The 22,051-nt window shown below is 34.9% G+C and carries 22 protein-coding genes; 9 read left to right on the top strand and 13 right to left on the bottom strand.

Features of this window, described 5'->3' with window-relative positions; genetic code table 11:
• The first annotated feature begins 124 nt into the window (after positions 1-124).
• Both M2306_RS04165 and M2306_RS04160 read left to right on the top strand, forming a co-directional pair.
• Positions 125-694 carry a hypothetical protein gene (locus M2306_RS04165; RefSeq protein ID WP_115090542.1) on the top strand — a complete coding sequence of 190 codons (570 nt, stop codon included), beginning with the start codon at positions 125-127 and terminating at the stop codon, positions 692-694.
• Positions 695-783: 89 nt separating this feature from the next.
• Entirely contained in the window at positions 784-1,158 is a 375-nt protein-coding gene (locus M2306_RS04160; protein ID WP_115090543.1) for a DUF488 domain-containing protein, read from the top strand.
• A gap of 150 nt (positions 1,159-1,308) precedes the next feature.
• On the opposite strand, the gene M2306_RS04155 is transcribed toward M2306_RS04160, so the two are convergent.
• From M2306_RS04155 to M2306_RS04145, 3 genes are read right to left on the bottom strand one after another with little or no spacing between them, the layout of a single operon-like run.
• Positions 1,309-2,226: a Ppx/GppA phosphatase family protein gene (locus M2306_RS04155; RefSeq protein ID WP_002985263.1), complete on the bottom strand. Its 918-nt coding sequence runs from the start codon at positions 2,224-2,226 to the stop codon at positions 1,309-1,311.
• A gap of 3 nt (positions 2,227-2,229) precedes the next feature.
• Positions 2,230-4,338, bottom strand: coding sequence for a polyphosphate kinase 1 (ppk1, locus tag M2306_RS04150; protein WP_002985265.1), 2,109 nt, complete (start codon positions 4,336-4,338; stop codon positions 2,230-2,232).
• 3 nt (positions 4,339-4,341) lie between these two features.
• Positions 4,342-4,830, bottom strand: a complete 489-nt coding sequence (locus M2306_RS04145; protein ID WP_002985267.1) for a SixA phosphatase family protein — start codon at positions 4,828-4,830, stop codon at positions 4,342-4,344.
• Between the two features lie 163 nt (positions 4,831-4,993).
• On the opposite strand from M2306_RS04145, the gene M2306_RS04140 reads away from it, so the two are divergent.
• Positions 4,994-5,551, top strand: coding sequence for a DUF4199 domain-containing protein (locus tag M2306_RS04140; RefSeq protein ID WP_002985269.1), 558 nt, complete (start codon positions 4,994-4,996; stop codon positions 5,549-5,551).
• Between the two features lie 18 nt (positions 5,552-5,569).
• Complete coding sequence (kdsA, locus tag M2306_RS04135) at positions 5,570-6,388, top strand: 3-deoxy-8-phosphooctulonate synthase (protein ID WP_002985271.1); 819 nt, start codon at positions 5,570-5,572, stop codon at positions 6,386-6,388.
• A gap of 51 nt (positions 6,389-6,439) precedes the next feature.
• Here kdsA and M2306_RS04130 read toward each other — a convergent pair whose 3' ends face one another.
• From M2306_RS04130 to M2306_RS04100, 7 genes are all read right to left on the bottom strand, one after another.
• A complete protein-coding gene (locus M2306_RS04130) occupies positions 6,440-6,688 on the bottom strand; it encodes a hypothetical protein (protein WP_498882771.1) in 249 nt (82 codons plus the stop codon).
• Between the two features lie 22 nt (positions 6,689-6,710).
• On the bottom strand, positions 6,711-8,894 hold the full coding sequence (locus M2306_RS04125; RefSeq protein ID WP_498882770.1) for an SEL1-like repeat protein: 2,184 nt from the start codon (positions 8,892-8,894) through the stop codon (positions 6,711-6,713).
• A gap of 110 nt (positions 8,895-9,004) precedes the next feature.
• Positions 9,005-9,577: a hypothetical protein gene (locus tag M2306_RS04120; RefSeq protein WP_002985276.1), complete on the bottom strand. Its 573-nt coding sequence runs from the start codon at positions 9,575-9,577 to the stop codon at positions 9,005-9,007.
• Positions 9,578-9,749: 172 nt separating this feature from the next.
• Positions 9,750-10,688, bottom strand: coding sequence for a siderophore ABC transporter substrate-binding protein (locus M2306_RS04115; protein ID WP_002985277.1), 939 nt, complete (start codon positions 10,686-10,688; stop codon positions 9,750-9,752).
• 17 nt (positions 10,689-10,705) lie between these two features.
• Positions 10,706-11,464 (bottom strand): iron ABC transporter ATP-binding protein, encoded by a 759-nt coding sequence (locus M2306_RS04110; protein ID WP_002985279.1) that lies wholly within the window; start codon positions 11,462-11,464, stop codon positions 10,706-10,708.
• On the bottom strand, positions 11,461-12,408 hold the full coding sequence (locus M2306_RS04105) for an iron chelate uptake ABC transporter family permease subunit (protein WP_002985280.1): 948 nt from the start codon (positions 12,406-12,408) through the stop codon (positions 11,461-11,463). The genes M2306_RS04110 and M2306_RS04105 overlap by 4 nt, the downstream gene beginning before the upstream one ends.
• Positions 12,401-13,351: an ABC transporter permease gene (locus M2306_RS04100; protein WP_259188124.1), complete on the bottom strand. Its 951-nt coding sequence runs from the start codon at positions 13,349-13,351 to the stop codon at positions 12,401-12,403. The genes M2306_RS04105 and M2306_RS04100 overlap by 8 nt, the downstream gene beginning before the upstream one ends.
• Positions 13,352-13,726: 375 nt before the next feature.
• On the opposite strand from M2306_RS04100, the gene M2306_RS04095 reads away from it, so the two are divergent.
• The 5 genes from M2306_RS04095 (at position 13,727) to M2306_RS04075 (ending at position 18,617) form a co-directional block, all read left to right on the top strand.
• Positions 13,727-14,611 carry a hypothetical protein gene (locus tag M2306_RS04095; RefSeq protein ID WP_259188123.1) on the top strand — a complete coding sequence of 295 codons (885 nt, stop codon included), beginning with the start codon at positions 13,727-13,729 and terminating at the stop codon, positions 14,609-14,611.
• 129 nt (positions 14,612-14,740) lie between these two features.
• Positions 14,741-15,373: a spermidine synthase gene (locus M2306_RS04090; protein WP_498882769.1), complete on the top strand. Its 633-nt coding sequence runs from the start codon at positions 14,741-14,743 to the stop codon at positions 15,371-15,373.
• 267 nt (positions 15,374-15,640) lie between these two features.
• Positions 15,641-16,756 carry a GNAT family N-acetyltransferase gene (locus M2306_RS04085; protein ID WP_002985284.1) on the top strand — a complete coding sequence of 372 codons (1,116 nt, stop codon included), beginning with the start codon at positions 15,641-15,643 and terminating at the stop codon, positions 16,754-16,756.
• Positions 16,757-17,100: 344 nt separating this feature from the next.
• On the top strand, positions 17,101-17,544 hold the full coding sequence (locus M2306_RS04080; protein WP_115090552.1) for a GNAT family N-acetyltransferase: 444 nt from the start codon (positions 17,101-17,103) through the stop codon (positions 17,542-17,544).
• Positions 17,544-18,617 (top strand): alanine racemase, encoded by a 1,074-nt coding sequence (locus tag M2306_RS04075; protein WP_002985287.1) that lies wholly within the window; start codon positions 17,544-17,546, stop codon positions 18,615-18,617. The genes M2306_RS04080 and M2306_RS04075 overlap by 1 nt, the downstream gene beginning before the upstream one ends.
• A gap of 35 nt (positions 18,618-18,652) precedes the next feature.
• Here the strand turns inward: M2306_RS04075 and M2306_RS04070 are convergent, their stop codons facing one another.
• From M2306_RS04070 to corA, 3 genes are all read right to left on the bottom strand, one after another.
• Positions 18,653-19,342, bottom strand: a complete 690-nt coding sequence (locus M2306_RS04070; protein WP_002985289.1) for a phosphoribosylaminoimidazolesuccinocarboxamide synthase — start codon at positions 19,340-19,342, stop codon at positions 18,653-18,655.
• A 121-nt stretch (positions 19,343-19,463) separates the two neighbouring features.
• On the bottom strand, positions 19,464-20,186 hold the full coding sequence (locus M2306_RS04065; protein ID WP_259188120.1) for an OmpA family protein: 723 nt from the start codon (positions 20,184-20,186) through the stop codon (positions 19,464-19,466).
• A 777-nt stretch (positions 20,187-20,963) separates the two neighbouring features.
• The gene (corA, locus tag M2306_RS04060; RefSeq protein ID WP_115090554.1) at positions 20,964-22,049 is read right to left on the bottom strand and encodes a magnesium/cobalt transporter CorA; all 1,086 of its coding nucleotides are present in this window, start codon (positions 22,047-22,049) and stop codon (positions 20,964-20,966) included.
• Positions 22,050-22,051: the final 2 nt, after the last annotated feature.

The following is a 22,051-nucleotide window of genomic DNA, read 5'->3' as shown; positions in this document are numbered from 1 at the left end:
TATCTCCTAATAAGTTAAGCTATTATTATCTACTATAAAAGAGTTATAAACCGTTTCAATACGCTTGTCATTTAAATTTAAATGGAAAGCAAAAAATATTACTATTTTTTTCTATCTTTAAATTATGATACACAAACTAGTAACTACTCTGATATTACTTATTTATTGCTGTAATTATGCTCAAAATTACGACTTCTCGAGTTTCGTTAAGCCTGGAAGTCCCTTGTATATTGGAAATTACGCCAAAAATAGTAGAACAACTATTTCTTATCAAGGGTTTTTGAAAGGTGAAATGTTGTATAATAACCAACTAATTAAACTTGATTCTTTTTATATTCGAAACAATATTCTTAGCGATAAACTAAACAACCTAGAATATAGTTTGCGTAGTACTAAATTAAAGCAAGTATCGTTTTCTAATACAGAAGGTCAAAAACTAGACCTTTTTAGAATATTTCCTAAAAAAGAGAGTTTGTATAGAGCGTTATGGCAGGATGACAATATTATTATCTATGATAATTACTTAACTTTTGATACTGCTATAATTGATACATATAATATAGTAGTGTATTATAAAGGTGAATATTATAATATCCCTAAAAATAAAAAGAGAAGGCAAAGAGTAATTGAAAACACATTTGATGATTTTAATGTAAAAAACACAATAGAAAGTTGGTGTATAAAAAATATGTAGTAGTATTCTGCATCTTAAAAAAGAATTTCCCAAAGAATAATTGTATCTTAGAAGGTAGGACTTAATCGCGCAATTAAATCAATTTCAACATGATACCGCAAATAAAAATCAAACGAATTTACGAAGAACCTTCTGCAGCGGATGGCTATCGCGTTTTGGTCGATCGTTTATGGCCGCGGGGTATTTCCAAAGAACATGCAGCAATTGAGGAATGGGCCAAAGACATTACTCCTACTACTGAAATTCGAAAAGCCTATGGACATATCGTTGAAAATTGGCCAACTTTTACCTATCAATATCTACAAGAACTCAAACACAATGAATTAATTCCTACATACCTTGAAAAATGGGAAGAATACCCAGTTATTACGTTTGTTTATGCTGCACGTGACACGGAACATACACATGCGCTAATCCTTCAAGACTATATGCAAAAATTGTTTAATCAACGCTTTGATGTTTAAATCTTTGGATAACTATCAACCGAAAGCTACGTTGTCTCTGGAAGTAAAAGTACTGTTATAGAAAAAATAAAAATGACGCAAAGTTTCTTAAAAAAGAAAGCTTTGCGTCATTTTTATTTTTGGGCTTTTTTGAAAAAGCACTTACCTGTATTAATACGTGATCGTTTGGTATTCCAATGGGATTTTACCAAAGTAAATGGCTTTTACAATTCCATCAGAAACTCCAATTTTTGGTACGTAAATCTGTTTTGCTCCACTTGATCTCATGGCAAACGTATAAATTCGCAACGCAGGAATGATTACATCCGCACGATCGGGATTTAATCCCAATATTGCAATACGTTCGTCATAGGTCATTTCTGTCAATTTTGTCAATTGTTGGTTCAAATAACTATAAGACAAAGGTTTATCCTGGCTTTTACCAGACATCTTAAAGGCTTTATTGATATTTCCTCCTGAACCGATAACAATCAAATCATGCAGGTCTTTGGTTTCTTCTCTAACCCAATTTTGGATGTCATTCCACACACTTTTAGACACCATATCGTTTAACAAACGGACAGTACCGTTGCGAAATGATTTAGAAGCCAAGGGCACTCCTTCTTTGAAAATTGTAAATTCAGAACTCCCCCCACCTACATCAACAAACATCACATTCTTCGTCTGATTGATGTAATTTTTCAAATCCGTAGAAGCAATAATCATCGCTTCTTTTTCGCCATCAATGATATTGATTTTAATCTTGGATGCAGCAAAAACAGCTTCTGCTACTTCTTGTCCATTGTCCGCTTCGCGCATAGCACTGGTAGCACAAGCCATAAAACGCTCGACTTTATTCACGCGCATCAACAAATAAAAGGCTTGCATCGCTTCTATCATGCGTTGCTTGGATTCACTGCTAATTTCACCTTGCGTAAATACATCTTGTCCCAATCGAATAGGAACGCGAATCAGTGAACTCTTATTAAAAACGGGGTCTTTCCCTTTCGCTTCCACAATATTCATAATCAACAAACGCATCGCATTGGAACCGATGTCGATTGCTGCATATTTCTTTATCTTCAACATGAATTATCCTTTTAGTTTGTCTTTGTAATAACGATACATTTCTTTTTGAGATTGGAAGTCTTCTTTTCCATTTTTATCCCTGTATTTGTTAGATAAATCACCCGATTGAATACGCGTTTTTACATTTCCTTTCCAGCCAATTTCAAACGTTTCAATCAATTCCTGTTTGATTCGTTCATCGTAAATAGGACAGGTCACTTCCACGCGTTCATCTAGATTTCGCGTCATAAAATCCGCAGAAGAGATGTATACTTCAGGGTTGTTGTTATTGCCAAAAATATAAATACGCGAATGCTCTAAGAAACGATCCACCACACTAATGGCTTCAATGTTCTCACTCATCCCTGGGATACCCGGTACTAGGCAGCAAATCCCGCGAATGTTTAATTGTATTTTTACTCCTACATTACTCGCTTCATACAGGCGATCCACCATTCTCAAATCCGATAAACTATTCATTTTTAGTCGGATATAAGCGGGCAATCCATTCTTTGCATTGCGAATCTCTCGATCAATTAATTTATAGAATCCTGATCGGGTATAATGGGGCGATACCAGTAAATGCTTATACTTGTGTACACGGTAATTCACTTGTAAAAATTCAAATACCTTAGACACGTCTTTCATAATCTGATTATGAGCGGTCAACAAGGTAACATCCGTATATATTTTCGCTGAACTTTCGTTGAAGTTTCCGGTAGAAACAAAGCCGTATCGCTTAATTTTCTTATTTTCTAATCGCTCAATCACACAGATTTTACTGTGTACTTTGAGTCCTTTTACTCCAAAAATCAGTTGCACTCCTTCCGATTGCATCAATTCAGAGTAATAAATATTACTAGCCTCATCAAAACGCGCTTGTAATTCAATTTGTGCAATTACCTTTTTTCCATTTTTCACGGCATTGATTAAAGAACTAATAATCTGAGAGTTCTTAGCCAAGCGGTACAAGGTAATTTTAATAGACAAGACTTGTGGATCCAATGCCGCTTCACGCAAGAGTCGAACCAAGTAAGAGAACGACTGATAAGGCGTATAGATCAAGTAATCTTTCTTTTGCAATTGCTGAATGATACTGTCTTCCATATCCAAATCGCGCACGGCTGCCGGTATTTGTTTAGGATAGGTTAAATCCGATCTTCCCATTGTTGGGAAACTCATATAATCACGTCGGTTGTGGTATCGTCCACCAGGGATGATACTATCGTTCATTTCAATCTCTACATTTTTAAGTAAAAAATCCAATAGATCTTGATCCATTTCTTGATCGTAAACGAAACGAACAATTTCACCTTCCTTTCGGTCTCTCACTCCACTAGAGATTTTTTCGACAAAAGACTTATGTAAATCCGTATCTACCCCTAATTCCGCATCACGTGTAATTTTAATCATAAAAGCTTTTTCCGCTTTATAATCGAAAATACCAAAGATAGACGCTAGATTATCTCGAATAATATCGTCAATTAGGATGATGTATTTTTTATCATCTTCTGAGGGTAACTCAACAAATCGATTGACAATATTGGGGATTTCAATAATAGCATAACGCGTTCCTTTTTCGCGTTTATTTGCTTTACTTCTCTGGCTTCGCAAAGCTTCATCTACCTCAAGCTTTACGGCTAAGTACCCATGTGTATCTCTCAACAAGGGAAACGGAGCCAAGTCACTCAAAATAACTGTGACTAAATCATGTGATAGGGTATGTAAAAAATAATCTTTGACAAAGGCTTTTTGCTTGTCATTGATAGTATTTTCATTGAGTATAAAAATTTTCTCTGCTTCTAATTGCTTTTCAATTTCCGCAAGGATACGCAAGCTCTCACTTTGCAAGACGATTACGCGATTGGTAATTTGCGTCAACAAATCTTTGACTACTACTCCACTTCCCAGTCGACGATTACTTTCGCCCGTTAAAACCATCCGGCGAATCGTTGCATAACGCACCCTGAAAAACTCATCTAAATTATTAGAGAAAATCCCAATGAAACGCAAGCGCTCAAGTAAAGGGACTGTGATATCTCCGGCTTCTTGTAAAACTCTTTCGTTAAAAGCCAACCAGCTTTTCTCACGATCAACATAATAATATTTAGGTGTTGCAGTAGTTGTATTCATTGCTTATTTTAAATCTCTAGGAAAAACTTTACTTATTACAGTTCCGTTTTTAATTTCTTTCCAATCCTCTTGAGGGAAGTCCATCACAACCACTCCTGATGTTGGCACATTATCAATCGAAACCATACCAAATTTATTAACAAAATCCGTGATAGCATCATTATGTCCGAAAATAATCAGCGCATTGTGTGTATTTTCACATTTTTTTATCGTTCGCGCCAGTTTCTTGACGTCGAAAGTATAAATATCTTCTTTTTCAATGACATAAGTTGGATTGATATCTAAGTTTTGACAAAAAAGAGCGGCTGTTTGTTTGGCTCGTTGTGCCGTACTTGTCCAAACAATAAAACGATCCGGTAAAAGTGAAGCAATTGCCTGAGAAACTAAAAGCGCATCCTGCACCCCACGATCTTTTGAGATTGGTCTATTCTTATCTTCCGTAATAGCCTCCCAACACGATTTTGCATGTCGAATTAAAATAAGCGTTTTCATAACTAATTGTTTTTTTTACTATATTAATTTACAAAATAGTGGTTATTTTATTTTGTTTTTTCATACTTCCTATTAAATCTAAGAAAAAAAATTAGAAAAAAATATATTTTAAGCTATAAAATAAAAACTTTACTTTTGAAGTATTATATTTTAAGCTAATACAATGAAAAAATTCTCTATTGAATTCAAATGGGCTGCTTTGGCCACCTTGGCTGCATTAATTTGGATGTTTATAGGAAAGTCGATGGGATTCCACACTGAAAAGGTGCGTTTTGAGGTACTACATGAGATGTTATTTAGTTTTTTACTCTTTATTTTTTACTGGTTGGGGATCCGACAAAAGAAGAAAGAGTATTTTGACAACGTGATGCAATGGCAACAAGCCTTTCTAACGGGGTTAGTTATGTGTATCATGATTACCTTGTTCTTCCCTATTGTTCAATTCATTACCTTCAATCAGGTAAGTCCACATTTCATGGAAACACTCGAACAAGCATTGATTCACGATGCTAAAATGAGTGTGGAAGAAGCCCAGAAGAATGCTTCTTTTGACTTATTTTTAAGAAATGGTGTGATGAATAATCTCTCATTTGGTATTATCTTTACTACTATAATTGCTTACTTTTTAAAAACAAAGAATTACGACCAAATAAAGGCCGCTGCACAAAAGCCAGAAATGGTTAAAGTGAAAAAGCAAAAAGGCAAAACAAAACGAAAATAATTCTAATACAAGAACACTATGGATATCAGAAATATACCTCAAATAAAAAATACAGAAGCTGATAATTTCTTTTTATTAGCTGGACCATGTGCCATTGAAAGTGAAGAAATGGCTATGCGCATTGCAGAACACATCATAAAAGTTACAGATAAATTACAAATTCCTTACGTATTTAAAGGGTCTTTTAAAAAGGCAAACCGTTCGAGAATTGATAGTTTCACAGGGATTGGTGATGAAAAAGCATTAAAAATACTAGCAAAAGTTGGAAAAGAATTTGGTGTACCAACTGTTACAGATATACACGAATCTTCTGATGCCGCTTTAGCAGCTGAATATGTAGATATTTTACAGATTCCTGCTTTCTTAGTTCGCCAAACTGATTTAGTAGTTGCAGCAGCAAATACAGGTAAAGTGGTTAACTTGAAGAAAGGACAATTTATGAGTCCAGAGAGCATGAAACACGCAGTACAGAAAGTATTGGATTGCCACAATGAAAACGTGATGGTTACGGATCGTGGAACTATGTTCGGCTACCAAGATATGATTGTTGATTACAGAGGAATTCCTGCTATGCAACAATTTGCTTCAACAGTATTGGATATTACGCACTCTTTACAACAACCGAATCAATCGAGCGGTGTAACAGGTGGACGTCCAGATTTAATTGAAACTGTAGCGAAAGCGGGAATCGCAGTGGGTGTGGATGGAATTTTCTTAGAAACACACTTCAACCCAGCAGAAGCGAAAAGTGATGGTGCGAATATGTTGCACTTGGATTACTTCGAAGACTTGATGACTAAATTAGTTGCCATTAGACAAACGGTTCGCCAGTTCTAAGGTTTATCATATAAAAAGAGGATGCTTTGGCATCCTCTTTTCTTTTTGTATTTAGGGTATTTCTATTTCATTTATTCGCGCATAATCTACAATTCGTTGATACTGCGTTGCATCTTGAAATTTAGGATGCTCTTTATAATAGTATAAGAGGCGTTCTACGGCATAAAAATAGCTTGAATGTTCTATTGCGTGCTCATAGTGCTCAACCGCCTTCTTTTCGCTTTGTTTGACGCCATACCCATGATCGTATAGAATACCGTAATAAATGTGAATATACGGTTGGTATTTGTTGCGCTTCAAGTATTTTAATACTTGATCAAAATCACTTCTTCTGATAGTAAATCTCGATCAGATTTTGGGCATAACTTCCATAATATTTTTCCGATAATACATAATAAGACAAGGCTTTATCATAATCTTGTACCACGTGTTGTCCATAGAAATACAAGTCGCCTAAATTGTTATTGGCCCAAACACATCCCAATTCAACGGCTTTTTCATACGCTTGAATCATCGCTTCAAAATCATACGCATATCCAATGCCATTTTGATACAAATACCCAATGGTATTCCACGCATCAGCATAGTCTTGTTCCGCAGCTTCTTCTAAATAAGCAATTCCGTTCGCTATTGCCGTCCATGCATTTTCATCGGTATAAATCACGCCCAACTCATACAACATACGCGGGTCTTTGCGCTCCGCTCCGATTGTAAAATACTTGATGGCTGAAATCCAATCCTCCTCATCTCTGGCGGCAATTCCGCGTCGATATAACGTATCTACATCAAAATACGCCTCATACTGATCGCCCATTCGCTGCGTCCAAGCTTCGTAAAACGAAGTAAAAAAAGCTAAATCTTTACCGCGTAAATTATAGCGTTGTTCGTATAATTGCCCCATTTGCTCGTTGCTAATTTCTTGGCGATTTCCTTCAAGATCTAGCTCATACATTGTCGTTCCTTGAAATAAGCACAAACGCTGCGTATGATAATCAATGGGTTCGCATAGATACGTATACAATTCACTTAAGGTATGTGTCTGATAATCAAAATAACGCATTCCTTGCTTTTGGGTCACTTGCAGCAACAACTGGTTTACATGTTCTATTTTTAGATTATCCTGCTGGGGTTCAATTAGCCAACGATAGGATGTGGTATGGTAAAACCCATACCCCTCTTCCGTTTGAATCACATAGGCATCGTGCATGTAATTACACAAATAATTAGCATGAATTTTAGCAATTACCTCATTAGTTAGTATGTTCTTTTGTTCTTGGCAATCAAATAGCATCCATTGCTTCTCTACTTTATAGGCAAAAGAAGTGTATCCTGGAAATAGCATAAGTTGGTCAATATCCGTCAGTATGGTTTCCCCCATGGGATTGATTACACTATTCTTTTTTTGATACTTATTCGGTTTAATCCAATAGTACCCCAAGGGCAATTCTTCCAATACATCTTCGGGATAGTCCCCAAGGTATTGTCCCGTTACAGTATAGTATTTTCGTTTTGATGTTTGGGGTTGTTTTGCAAAAAACTTAATGGGATAGTCGAGTTCAAATGCCGTCGCACTTGTTTCTTCAATGATGTGCTTTCCTGTATAATCGAGTAATTGATACTGTCCGTCTTGTACAACATTGTAATAAGGACCGTACAACTGCTCTATTTCTTCATATTCGGGTGGAATCCCCCACTGATGTGTATCAAGATGAAGAAGCCCTGTTTTTCCGTTTACACAAACAATTCCCACTTTGGTTTGATCAACAAGATACCCATCAAAAGCATCCACGTATTCCAGCGGTACTAGCAATTTACCTCGATCATTGATATAGCCGAATTTACCTGACTTTTCAACTACAGCGACATAGGCCTCACTAAATGCGTAAATAACATCGTATATTGCAGGAGCGATAATTACTCCATTTTTGTCTTTTAACCCCTGTAATTCACCTTCCTGAAAGACAACACTACGCGTTTGTTTTACGCTACTTTCCTCCCAATATCCCAAGCCATATTGTACCCAATCGTGTTCTAAAGCTTCCAGAAAGGAAGTATAGCCTGAGGCGCGAATTAAATCATCTAATACACGTAAGTCTTTTGTCTCTATGGCTTTTTGATACAACGTCCATTTTTGTTGGATTTCTTCTACCCATTGTTTGGCCTGTTCTTTCGGTTTCTCTTCGTTCATGGTATACACATCACTTGCATCCATATAAAACGCATCATAAGGCAAATCAGACAAAAATTCAAACATAACCGTGACAGCTTCCGTAAATGCTTGTTTATTTTGCAGTTGATAAGTTTCGGTCAACAAATCATAGAAATTCGTCAATCGATTGAGTCCTTCTTCTTTGTCGAAATACAACGCCTTTCCTTTCGCTCGTACATTTGCCGATAAAAGGGGCAACAATAGATCCGGAATTACGTAATTCCATTCTCCTAAATTTCCTTCAACTACTTGATGGGTTTCACTGTCTATATTGTAGAGGTAAATACGATGTGCCATAGCTTTATTTTCAGTCAAAAATAAAGCGAACCTATCTCGCAAAAAACAACTGGAGCATAAAAAATAAAAAAATCACTAGAATTAGGTAGATTCCCTCAATCTCTTAACTCTTATTTCAATTTGATTTCCTTAATCAGCGCATTCATTGGAATTACTTTTACTTCTTCTTGCTGCAACAAAAAGATATAATCCGTTGTTTTGCCGATTAAAATTCCTTGTATTTGTGTATTGTCTGCATACGTTATAGCAATGGGATTTTCTTGAACAACTGCGCGTTTATTGCGCTTTGCATAAACATCTGCTCCTAAAAACATATACAAAACAAAAAGAAGTAATCCTAAACTATACTTTTGACTCGTATACCATTTGGTTTGATCCATATTAAACATCATTTTCGCATAGGAAGCGGGATGTTTTTTACGCCAAAAAAGATCGAGTTGATAAATCAAGATTGTCAGGAGAATCGTTCCAAGTGTAAACAAGGTAATGGTAAAATCGCCAAAAGGGGCAATTAAAAAATCAAACAAACCTGCATAATCGAAAATATTTACATCGAATAAGATAAACTTCTTGTAGTTGAAAAGCATTCCAATAGCGACAGCAACTAGATAGGCAATCGCTAAAAGCGTTTGTACATCTTTAAATAAACGCTTGAAAATGGTGTTTGAAAATTGATTGTCCATAAGATAAAGTAGCAAAGAAAGAAGTTAATACCCGCTGATTTTAGTTGCTAATTTAAATAAAAAACGACACCCTTTAACATTTCATTTAGATAAAATAGGAGCAAAAAAAACGAGCGAGTACTATTATGTACCCACTCGTTTGTTACTTGTTTGAAATTAACAACAACTTTACTTATTTCGTCACAGCATTTTCTACTTCGTCAATCATCATTTTGATTGATTTTAGTCCTCCACCTGATAAATACCATGTTTCAGGGTTTAAGAAAATGATTTTATCATTTTTATATGCATTCGTTTGTTGTACGAGTGCATTTGCAAATTCTTCTTTGCTTAAGGTAGCTCTTTTAATTGCTGCTCCACGGTCAATCACAAAGATATAATCTGGGTTTAATTCTTTGATTAATTCATTAGAGATCACTTGACCATGCGTTGCAACTTCGATGTTTTCATCTGCTGGTTTTAGACCAAAAACATCATGGATAATACCAAAACGAGATCCTTTTCCGTATGAGCTCATACGACCTTCGTTTGCTAAAACGATTAATCCTTTTTTATCTGAATTCTCCGTGATACTCTTAATCTTAGCAATACGCGCATCGATGTCTTTCAATTCTTGTTCTACTTGTTCTTCTTTTCCAAACAATTTACCAATAATGCGTTGATTGTTTTTGAATGAATTCATATAATCTTTAGCATCTACATCAAGATTGATGGTTGGTGCAATTTTTTTGAACTCATCATACATTGCTGCTGTACGACCTGCAATAATGATTAATTCTGTATCTGCTGCGTTTACTTTTTCTGCATTAGGTTCTTTAATTCCCCCAACATTATCATATTCCGCTGCGCTGTATTTCTCTAAATAAACTGGTAAGTTTGATCCTGGTACTCCTTTCACTGGAATTCCCAATTCATCAAACGTATCTAAAATACCGTAGCTCAATACTACAGGGTTTTTAGGGTTTACTTTTACCTCAGAAGTACCCGATAGGTGATCCACGGTAAGTACTGCTGTTTCAGTAGCTGAACTTTGTTCTTCATTTTTTGTTTCTTTACAAGAAACAAATAAAAAAACGGATGCTGCTAAGCAGCTAATCATAAATTTACTCATAACGATGTTTTTATAAATTATTTAAAATAGACACAAATTTTGTGGTCTCCGTTGTCGATAATTTTCATATCGATATCAAAGACATCTTTCATTTTTTCTTCTGTAATTACTTCGTTGGTTGGTCCGAAATACAGAATTTGATGGTTTTTTACAGCAGCGATGTAATCTGCATACGCTGCGGCATAATTGATATCGTGCACAACAATAACAATGGTTTTTTGGTATTTATCTGCCAATTCACGCAGGGTTTTCATAATTTCGACCGAGTGTTTCATGTCTAAATTATTCAACGGTTCATCCAATAAGATATACTCCGTGTCTTGCGCCAATACCATAGCGAGAAAAGCACGTTGACGCTGTCCTCCACTCAATTCATCAATAAATTGATTCTCAATATCTTTCAATCCCATGAAAGCAATACTTTCCTCAATCTTCTGATGATCCTCTTTTTTGAGTCTTCCCTTAGAATGGGGAAAACGACCAAAAGAAACTAACTCTTTTACTGTCAATCGAATATTTGGGCTATTACTTTGTTTTAAGATCGCTAAACGCTTAGCGAAATCTTCATTTGTATAGCTTAATACTTCTTTATTCAACAAATTGATTTCTCCTTTATCTCGGGAAACTAAACGACTAATGATTGATAGAAGTGTACTTTTTCCCGTACCGTTTCCGCCAATAAAACAGGAAATCTTTCCTTTGGGGAAACTTACACATACCTGATTTAAAATCAGTTTCTCACCATATGATTTTGATACTTGATTGACTTGAATCATACTTTATTACTTTTTAACAGCAAGTAAATAAAATACACCCCTCCTACGAAGTTGATAATGATACTTACTGTTGTTGTCATATTAAATAAATGCTCTACCAAATACTGCGCCCCAATAACGGTTACGGAGGTCAGTAAACAACAGGTAAAGACGATTAAAGCGTGGTTGTTTTTCTTCACCAATTCGTAGGTTAAGTTGGCAACCAATAAACCTAAAAATGTAATCGGTCCTACTAACGCTGTGGAAACAGCCACCATAATAGAGATAAAGATTAGATTGGATCGCACTACTTTGTGGTAGTTCACACCAAGACTAATGGCGTGATCACGACCTAAACTAATTACATCTAACTGTTTGAAATAACGGATTCCATATAACATCGTTGCCACTAAAATCACAGCAGCAATACTTAAAATTTTCAAATTAATGCGCTCAAATGAAGCAAACATGGCATTTTGAATGATACTAAACTCATTAGGATCAATTAGCAACATAATAAATGAAGCCCCACTCTTAAATAGCGTCCCGATTAAAAGTCCGACTAAAAGCAAGGTATACAATCCCTTACTTTCTCTCTTAAAGACAGCGAAATACATGACCATGGCAAACACCATCATCAAGACGACAGACAAGGCAAAATTCCACTCCGATCCTAGTACTTGAAATGTGCGATCTCCATACCATAAAACAATCAGCGACTGCAACAGCAAGAAAAAAGAATCAAAACCCATGATAGATGGAGTTAAAATTCGATTGGCTGTAATCGTTTGAAAAATGACAGAGGAATAACCAATAGCAAAAGACACCAACAACATCGCCAATACTTTAAATCCTCTTCGAGGCAAGACGTAATCTAGCTTCGTTCCTGTAAACGTGAACATATAAATAGCGATGCTGATTAGTAGCGAAACGAGTAATATCGTGATTAACTTATTTTTAGGCATGTTTTGTCTTTTTTAAGATTAGATATAAAAACACCACTCCCCCAACAATACTAACCGTCAATCCAATAGGCACCTCATACGGGGCAATGATTGTGCGGCTAAGTAAATCACAAACTAACAAAAAGATGGCACCGACCAAAGCCGTATAACTAATCGTTTTACGGAGGTTATCACCAAAAATTAAACTGACAATGTTGGGAACAATCAAGCCTAAAAAAGGAATTACTCCTGCCGTCAGTACAACTACAGTTGAAGTAATAGAAACGAACACCAAACCTAAATACATGATGCGTTTGGGATTTAGCCCTAAACTTGTTGCCGCGTCTTCTCCTAATCCAACAATAGTGAACTTATTGGCGTAGAGGTAACATAAAATAACCACCAATACACCGAGATATAAAATTTCGTAATTTCCTTTTAAGATAGATGAGAAATCTCCCATCATCCAACCGTCCATATTCTGAACGAGATTATAACGGAAAGCGAAAAAAGTAGCAATCGCGCTAAGGATATTTCCGAATACAATTCCTATTAAAGGAATAAAAATTACATTTTGCACTTTGATTTTACTAGCTAAACGCAGAAAAACAATACTAGCTGCTAAAGCAATGGTAAAAGACAATACCGTTTTAAACACAATCCCTCCATTGGGAAAGAGAATCATACTAAATAAAATTCCCATTTTACAAGCATCTAATGTACCCATTGTGGTTGGAGAGACAAATTTGTTCAAGGAAATTTGTTGTACAATTAAACCGGAGATACTCATTCCTACACCCGCAATCAACACCGCAATGGTTCGAGGTATACGACTGACAACAATAACCAGCAATTCATCTTTCGACAATTGGTGCAAATCAAAAATCGAAATATCTTTTACGCCCACGAAAATGGATAAAAAAGAGAGTACTATCAGTATAAGAACTAAGGTAATTCTTATCATAAAAAAGCGTTATTTTTATTTAGAATAAAATTAAATAAGAGCAAATATATAAAACTTGAAGGAGTTGAAAAAACTATTCTCGGTTTGTTTTCTTTAAATAGCCCTTTCTCAATTCTCATATTTTCAACAGCTTTCCTCAAAAATCAGAAAGCCTTAGTAATTCGAAGTAAATGCATATAAAACCTAACTATTCGAACACATTTGATTTGAATACCGTAATTTATATAAAATTTACTTTTTACTTGGACTAGCACTTACAACTATAGGTTTCTTTTGCCCTTCGCTGAACTATTTTCTGTATTACTACAGACGGCCAAAAATTAACACTGTCTTATCTTAAAAAAACAACATACATTAGCATAAAATCAAAAAAACATGAACAACACCTTAAAATTAACTGCAATTTTCAGCTTATTATTTCTATTTATCAGCTGTACTTCTGATGATAACCAAAAGGAAGAACCAACAGGCAAAAAAAATTATCTACTAACAAGAGTCAATTATACTGCCTACCCATCCGCCCCTATTCAAACTGGTGATTTCACTTTAAACTACACTCCGGAATATCGCGAGCCTGAATTTATAGCGTTATTTGACTTGACCTATGATAACGACAAGCAAGTAAAAGAACTACTTCTAAAAAAAGACATGTACGAAAATGGCCTACTTGTTGCTCGTCATTCTTATACGCTTAAACCTAAATACAACACTTTTCAACAGATGGAGACGTTAACGGTTAGTTCAGAGGCACACACAACGAGTGAATATTCGTTTTCTTATGAAAATGAGCTAGTAAAAAACTTACAAGTCCTAGATAATGCTCGTATTTCATATAATCAACACTTGGTGTACAACAACTTAAAGCAATTTAACCAGGCAACCGTTCAAACAATAGAAAATGAACCTCGAACAATGGAGTTAGCCTATACCTACAACTCAGCCAATCAATTAATAAATCTCACAGATGGAAACAATGAGATTGACTTTAGCTATGATACAGGTAAAAATCCGTTTGACGCTTTACCATTTGATTTAACCACTCTCATTTTAGACAATATTTACTTTGTTCCTCTTACCTATAAATTTGCAAACACTTTAGCAAGTTATACCCTTTCAACAGAAGAATCTCCCTTCATATTTGAACATACATATAATGAGGATAACTATATTACACATACTAAAATATATCGAGGTTCCAAAGTAAGAGACAAGCACTATATGTTAATTGTTTACCAGTACGAAGTCACAAAACAAGACTAAATAAACAACAAATAGCCCAAGACGAACTTGGGCTTTTTTTATATTCTTTAAAGTTTTAATTCTATTTGTATAAAAATACAAAGCACTCTATATTTTCCTTTATCTTTGTTTTTATTGATGTGAAAGTATATGCTAAAAAAATGGTTAAGTTACGTAACACCTATTCCCGTAAAGAAAATCACTTCGAAAATCAACCATAAGTTAGAAATAACCTGGCAAAACGGGCAATTGGTATTAGATACAAAGAACACCAATTATTCGTATGGTCAATTAGAACAAGTATTTAAAAAGGCGTTTAAATTCATTGGCTATCCTAAAATTAAACCCATGCAACAAGTACTAAACTTGGGGTTAGGTGCTGGTAGTACTGTTCATTTACTTCGCAATGACATCAATTTTACAGGTTCGATGACGAGTATTGAACTCGATGAAGCGATTATCTATGTTGCCCGCAAATACTTTAATCTCGACCGCTATCAAGCAAACCATCAAATCATTCAAATGGATGCTTTTGAATATGTCTTAACTTGTCAAGAACAATACGATCTCATTGTCATTGATATTTTTCAAGATAGTCATATGCCTTCTTTCTTATTTGAGCATTATTTTTTGTTGATCATCTCAAACAATTATTGGCCCTTGATGGTTTTATTATTTTCAATACGATTGTCCTCACACCAGAAGATGAACAGCGCAATCAAGCCTTCAAGGCATTATTTGATGCCACTCATTTCTCTGTTCGTTTTATGCCAACGACCTTAGAACACAATAGTATTATCACAATTAAACGATTAGCTTAATCTTTTTATTCACTAATAGAATAGATTGTGTGGATTGTATTTTGATTTATTTTGTTCAGTAATACATCAGTTTCTCTTTTACACCAGCAGATTTTATCTTTTGTATAAGTTTTCAAAGCAAAACGTCAAATAACCTCATGCTCTTCTCAAATTTTATTCTCCTTAAAGAGGGAATGCCGGACTAATATTTAGTATTTTTATCCCCATTTTAGATTTTAACTCAAAAACAATGATCGAAGTTAAACAAGCGAGTACTCGAAAAGAGATGAAGGAGTTTGTCCAGTTTCCCTTCACCCTATACAAAGACAATCCTTATTGGGTACCTTCAATTATCAAAGAAGAGGTAAAAAGTTTTGATCCTTCCAATGATATATTTAAAACTGTAGATGTTCGTTTTTTTCTTGCATATAAAAACAATAAGCTGGCGGGGCGTATTGCCTGTTGCATCAATTGGACGGAAGTTAACGATTTGGACAAGCCCAAAGTTCGCTTTGGATGGTTTGATTTCATTGATGATGTAGCAGTGAGCGAGGCCTTACTAGCTGAAGTTGAAAAATTCGGAAAAGCCAACAAAATGCACTACATGGAAGGTCCTATGGGATTTTCCAATATGGATAAGGCGGGAATGCTAACTAAAGGTTTCGATCGCATTGCGACTATGATTGGATTGTATAACTATGAATACTATCCAAAGCACCTCAATCAACTGGGTTTTAAACCAGAAGCAGAATGGATGGAATACAGCCTTGACATCTCTAATTTTGATCAAGAGAAAATCGCCAAAATGTCGCAGATGATTCAACAGCGTTATGGGGTTAAACCCCTTGTGTTCAATACCATCAAAGAGCTTATGCCTTATGTAGATGAAATGTTTGCCCTACTCAATAAGACCTATGCCGATTTGCAGAGTTTTGTTCCCATTGAACCTTTTCAGATTGAACATTACAAAAAGAAATACTTGCAGTTCATTCATCCCGATTTTATATCTTGTGTCATGGATGAAAACAACAAGATGATTGCTTTTGCTATTACGATGCCTTCATTCTCAAAAGCCTTTCAAAAGACAAAAGGAAAATTATTCCCGTTCGGATTCATTCACTTGCTACAAGCAATGAAACACAATAATCGCGCGGAATTCTATTTGATTGGTATTGATCCAGACTATAGAAATAAAGGAATTACAGCCATTATATTTGAAGAGATTTACGCTTGTTTTACACAGCATAAAATCAAACATATTGAAACGAATCCTTTACTTGTTGAAAATGTAAAAATTCAACAATTATGGAAACATTTCAACCCTGAAATTCACAAAGAGCGCAAAACGTACCGCAAAGATATTTAAGATTATTCTTAACCTGTACTAAGCCTATTAAAACCAAGTGTTCCGCTTGTTTTTAATAGGCTTATTTTTTTTGAATAATTCTCAATTTAAAACAAATAAAACGAAGATTAATTCTGAAAAATTTGCAAGAAGCCCTCTTTTTTTGTAATTTTATGGTTTAAACATTTTATTTTACAATTTTCAACTATTGTAAGTAGTACGTCAGGAGAAGTACATCTACCCTAATTGCATGTGCCAATAAGCGCATCAATCCGATACATCAGTTTTTATTTTTTACCGCTGATTTTTTATAATGGAAATGGTTTTTACCTGCGTACGACTACTAAGTTGTAAAAACACACATTATGATTCAAATAGAAAAAAAGAATTCAGACAGTCCCGTCAGTCAAGCAGAAGTAGAACAATACACCAACTTCTTATTTCAACATCTCGAACAATATGGAGATGCAAAAGAAGATATTGCCAAAGCTCTTGCTTATGCACTAGGTCAAGACAACAAACCAGGCGGCGTGATTCTCATTGCAAAAGAGGAAGAACGCATCGTAGGGATGACTGTTGTGTTGAATACCTTGATGGGAGGATTTATCCCTGAACATATTTTAGTCTATATTGCCACAGACCAATCACAAAGAGGAAAAGGTATTGGCGGACAGTTAATTGATTCCCTAAAAGAAGACCTAACAGGATCCATTGCCTTACACGTTGACTTTAACAACCCTGCTCAACATTTATACGAGCGAAAAGGATTTGAGAAGAAGTATATAGAAATGAGATTAAACAACAAGTAATGGCCTTTTTAACCTTAAATAAAACGAAACTAAAGCACAATTTTGATCTGCTTGAGAACCTATTTGATACGGAAGGTATTACTTGGGCTGTGGTAGGTAAATTGCTTTGTGGTAACTCGTTATTCCTAGAACAAGTATTGGAATTAAAGCCCAAGCAAATTTGTGATTCTCGTGTTTCTAACCTCAAGAGCATCAAGCTCATTGATCCCGACATTGAAACCATTTACATCAAACCTGCTCCTAATGGGAGTATCGATGAGATTGTTGAATATGCTGATATTAGTTTCAATACAGAGTTAGAAACGATTAAACTACTGTCAAAAGAAGCGGTAAAGCAGGATAAAATACACAAAATTGTGATCATGGTTGAGCTAGGAGAACTCCGAGAAGGTGTTTTACGCGAAGATTTGATTTCTTTTTATGAGAAAGTCTTCAGCCTACCTCATATCGAAATTATAGGCCTAGGAACGAACTTAACCTGTATGTATGGGATTTTGCCCAACAATGATAAATTAATTCAGCTGAGCCTCTATAAAGAGCTTTTAGAGCTGAAATTCAACAAAAAGCTGCCCTTTATTTCAGGTGGGGCTTCTGTTACGCTTCCCTTAATTGTCAATCATCAACTACCGAAAGCCATCAATCACTTTCGAATTGGTGAAACGCTCTTTATGGGAACTAATGCTTATGATGGTAGTCAATACGAAGAATATGAACAGCATATTTTTAAACTGCATGCTGAAATTATTGAGCTGCATGAAAAACCAATGATGCCTAGTGGAGAAACAGGCATCAATATGACGGGCGAAAAAATTGAATTTAACCCAGAATGGGAAGATGTAACCAAATTCAGAGCGATTATTGATTTAGGGCTACTAGATATTGATACGGATCACTTCTTTCCTGTTAATACCAAACACCAATTGGTCGGTTCTAGTTCAGATATGATGGTCATCGACTTGGATGCTAATCCAGAAAAACTCAAAGTAGGTGATACGATTTCCTTCCATATGGATTATATGGGAATCCTTCGATTGATGAATTCAGATTATGTAGAGAAAAAAGTAATTACATAAAAAAAGGAGAAGCTTTCGCTTCTCCTTTTTGTTTCTTATAAGTTACTTAAAAAAAGTTTCTCTAAATCTAATGGTGCAACATATTGGCCTGCTTGGTATACTCTCATATTACCTCCTGAAATTTCGTCAATCAAAATGATTTCATTTGTCGCTTTATCTCTACCAAATTCTAATTTAATATCGTAAAGTTCCAACTCTTTTTTGGCTAACTCTTCTTTCACCATCCAACAAATTGTTTTAGTCAACTCTTTCAATGTGTTGTATTCCTCATGTGATAAAATACCCAACATAGCCAAAGCGTCTTCTGAAATTACTGGATCTCCTTTTTCATCATCTTTGATTGTAATTTCAACAAAGCTATCTAATGCTTGTCCTTCTGTACAATAATCGTTATATCTTCTGAAAAAACTTCCTACCGCACGGTATCTACAGATTACTTCTAATCCTTTTCCGAAAGGAACTGCTTCTTTAACAACCATAGAAACCTCGTCTAAATCAGCAGTAACATAATGCGTTGGAATATTGTTAGCATTTGCTAATTCGAAGAAGTATTTGGTCATTTTCAATCCACTTCTACCCGCTCCTTCAATTGTCAATCCTACTGTATTGGCTCCTGGGTCAAAAACGCCATCTGTTCCTGTTACATCGTCTTTAAATTTTAGAAGTACTTGATGATTACCTAAGCTATAAACATCCTTTGTCTTTCCTTGGTACTTTAATTCCATAGTGTGTGTTGTTATTTAGGCCCCAAAAATAAGAAAAACTACGACATATCCCGCTATTTTCAATTTCTAAATTCGCTCTACCTCAAAAAAAAACCGATATTACATCCATCGGTTTTATGTTTTATTGAATCAAGAAATCACATCGTCTAAAATCTTTAGCTGTTCCTGTTGATCCTTCTCTATTTTTTGCATTTTGAGACAAGTGCACTACATCTTTTATTAAGCGACTTGGGCTTACTCCCTGTTCTACTAAATAATCAATCACGCGTTGTGCTCTGCGTTCTCCCATCCAGGTGTTGTATTGGGCGTTGTTTCTTGTTTCTACATACGAGCGAATCACAACTGCTTGTGTCGTATTTTTTTGCATATAGCGCAACAATTCATCTGCAGCAGCTCTATTGTCATCGTTAAAATAAGAACTATTGAAATCATATTGAATAAAGAACGGCAACATATTCTTAGCTGTAGCAGCCGATAAAGTTGTCCCTTGTCCGCCTATTTCTTGTGATTTTCTAGGATACCCTATTTCTTTAGTCAGGTTGAAATTTACTTCTAAATCGTCTAGAATATTGTTTACCACAACTTCAGCTGAATTATAACCTTCTGCTGTACCCACAATTTTCTGAACCTTGTCTATATTTTTACTGTTGATTTCGAAATTTCCTTCTTGATCCACCAACATATCGATGACTTTTTGTCCTTTATCATTATAAAAAGACACTCTTCCTTCAGCTATCACCTGATTGTTTTCTTTATTATAGAATGTTCCGCGGATACTTTGGGCATAAAACTGTTGAGTGCCAAGTAAAGACAACCCCAAAACTAAAAAATAGATTTTCTTCATAATACTCTTTTTTTACAAAAACAGAAACTCTTATTCACTTCTGTCATTTTTTAACATAAACAAATCAAATATAATTAAAAATAAAATACATTTACTTTTTATTTTTCACTCTTTTAAAAAGAAAACACTTTTATTAGCATCTTCTAGTAAGGATATCTTCTTAACTACCGCATTCTTCTTTCGAATTCTTTATACCTTCTCAAATTGTCCTCGTCTTTTTTCGACCTATGCAAAAATAAGCGTATAACTTGAATGGCCTCTATTTTAGCACAAAAAAAGCTTCTTGTTGTATTTCTTTACTTCTTGTTTTTACTTGTCAAATCCCAGTCTGATCCAGGTTTTCCGCAGAAAGTCTTAATATTTAGCATAAATAAGTCTTCTGTATTTATTTATCATATTTTTCATTTATCCAAAAATCATTATAGTTAATAATTAAAATAAAAACAATAAATACATAGTTTAAATAAAAATAATCCAACATTTCAAAGCAAAGCATCCTTTATTTTTAACTATTACCCCCTACATTTATCATATCTTTAATTACTTTTTAAGAAAATAAATTAGTTCAACTGAAGAAGGTTATCTACATTTGTTCGAGAAAGAAAAATACAAGCGAAGGAGTATACAGCTTAGCGCTAGTAGAATCAACTGCTTCGGTATTTTTTATTCTATCAAAATTGAACTATATAAAGTTTTATACTTTATCTAAGTTATATGTTGTTTCCTATGCAAAAGCCCAACGAGAGTCGTTGGGCTTTTGTTTTAATTTTATAGCGTTTAAAACCATCTTTTCCACTTAAAATAAGCAATCATAACCAAGACAAGTAAAAACATCCCGACCAAGGTAATAAAATATCCATTCTCCATTTTGAGCTCTGGCATATTCTCAAAATTCATCCCATACACTCCAACAATAAATGTCAGCGGAATAAAGATAACCGATACAATAGTCAACACCTTCATAATTTCATTCATTCGATTGCTTTGAGATGAAAAGTAATAGTTGGTTGCACTATCTAATTTATTGAGGTTGTATTCAATTTGATCCAAGATTTCAATGCTTTTATATTGCAATCGATCATAAAAAATCAAGCTATCTTTACTGATAATCATGTGGGCGTGTTTTTTATCATGCAAGGTTCCTACATTGTTTAAAATCTCCCGCATTGGCATCACTGCGCGTTTTACATCGTTTAATTCCTGCGTATACTCCTCAATGCCAATGAGTGTATCTCGATGATACTTCGCTCTTGCATCCAATAATATTTGCTCGACATTATCCTCTACGACATCCAATGTCACAAAAAAGCTATCCATGAGAGAATCAATCAACAAATACAACAAATAACCCGTATCCCTTTTGCGAACCTGTCCAATTTTCTTGCGAATTCGCTCTCGAATGATATGAAAAAAATCACCTCTCTTCTCTTGAAAAGACAGGAGTATATTGGACTTTAAAATAAAGCTAATTTGTTCTATTTCGATATTTTGGTTTGCATCTTGGTAGGGCAATAATGCTTTTAAACTAAAAAAAAGTGTATCGTCTAAATCTTCAACCCTTGTTCTTCGGCCAAAGTTTAAAATCTCGGCCATGATATACGATTGAATTTGAAAGAACTCCCCTATTTCTTGTAAGAGTTCAATATCGTGTAAACCGTGCAAATTGAACCACTTGATGGAATCTGCACTAGAATTCTTCAAAACTTCTTCTATTTCCTTCAGGCTTAAATCATTATACTCTTCAAATTGATCTTCTGTATAGATAAATAACTGCATAGAAATAGGCACATCTGGAAAAGAACCAGAATATTCCAAAGTATTTGGCTGAAGTTTTCTTATTTTACTATATTTAACTCGTCTCACAT

The organism is Myroides gitamensis, from assembly GCF_029894455.1.
In the GTDB taxonomy this organism is placed as follows: Bacteria; Bacteroidota; Bacteroidia; order Flavobacteriales; family Flavobacteriaceae; genus Flavobacterium; species Flavobacterium odoratum.
The sequence above is the reverse complement of the archived record's forward strand: the minus strand, read 5'-3'. Positions and strand labels throughout refer to the sequence as shown.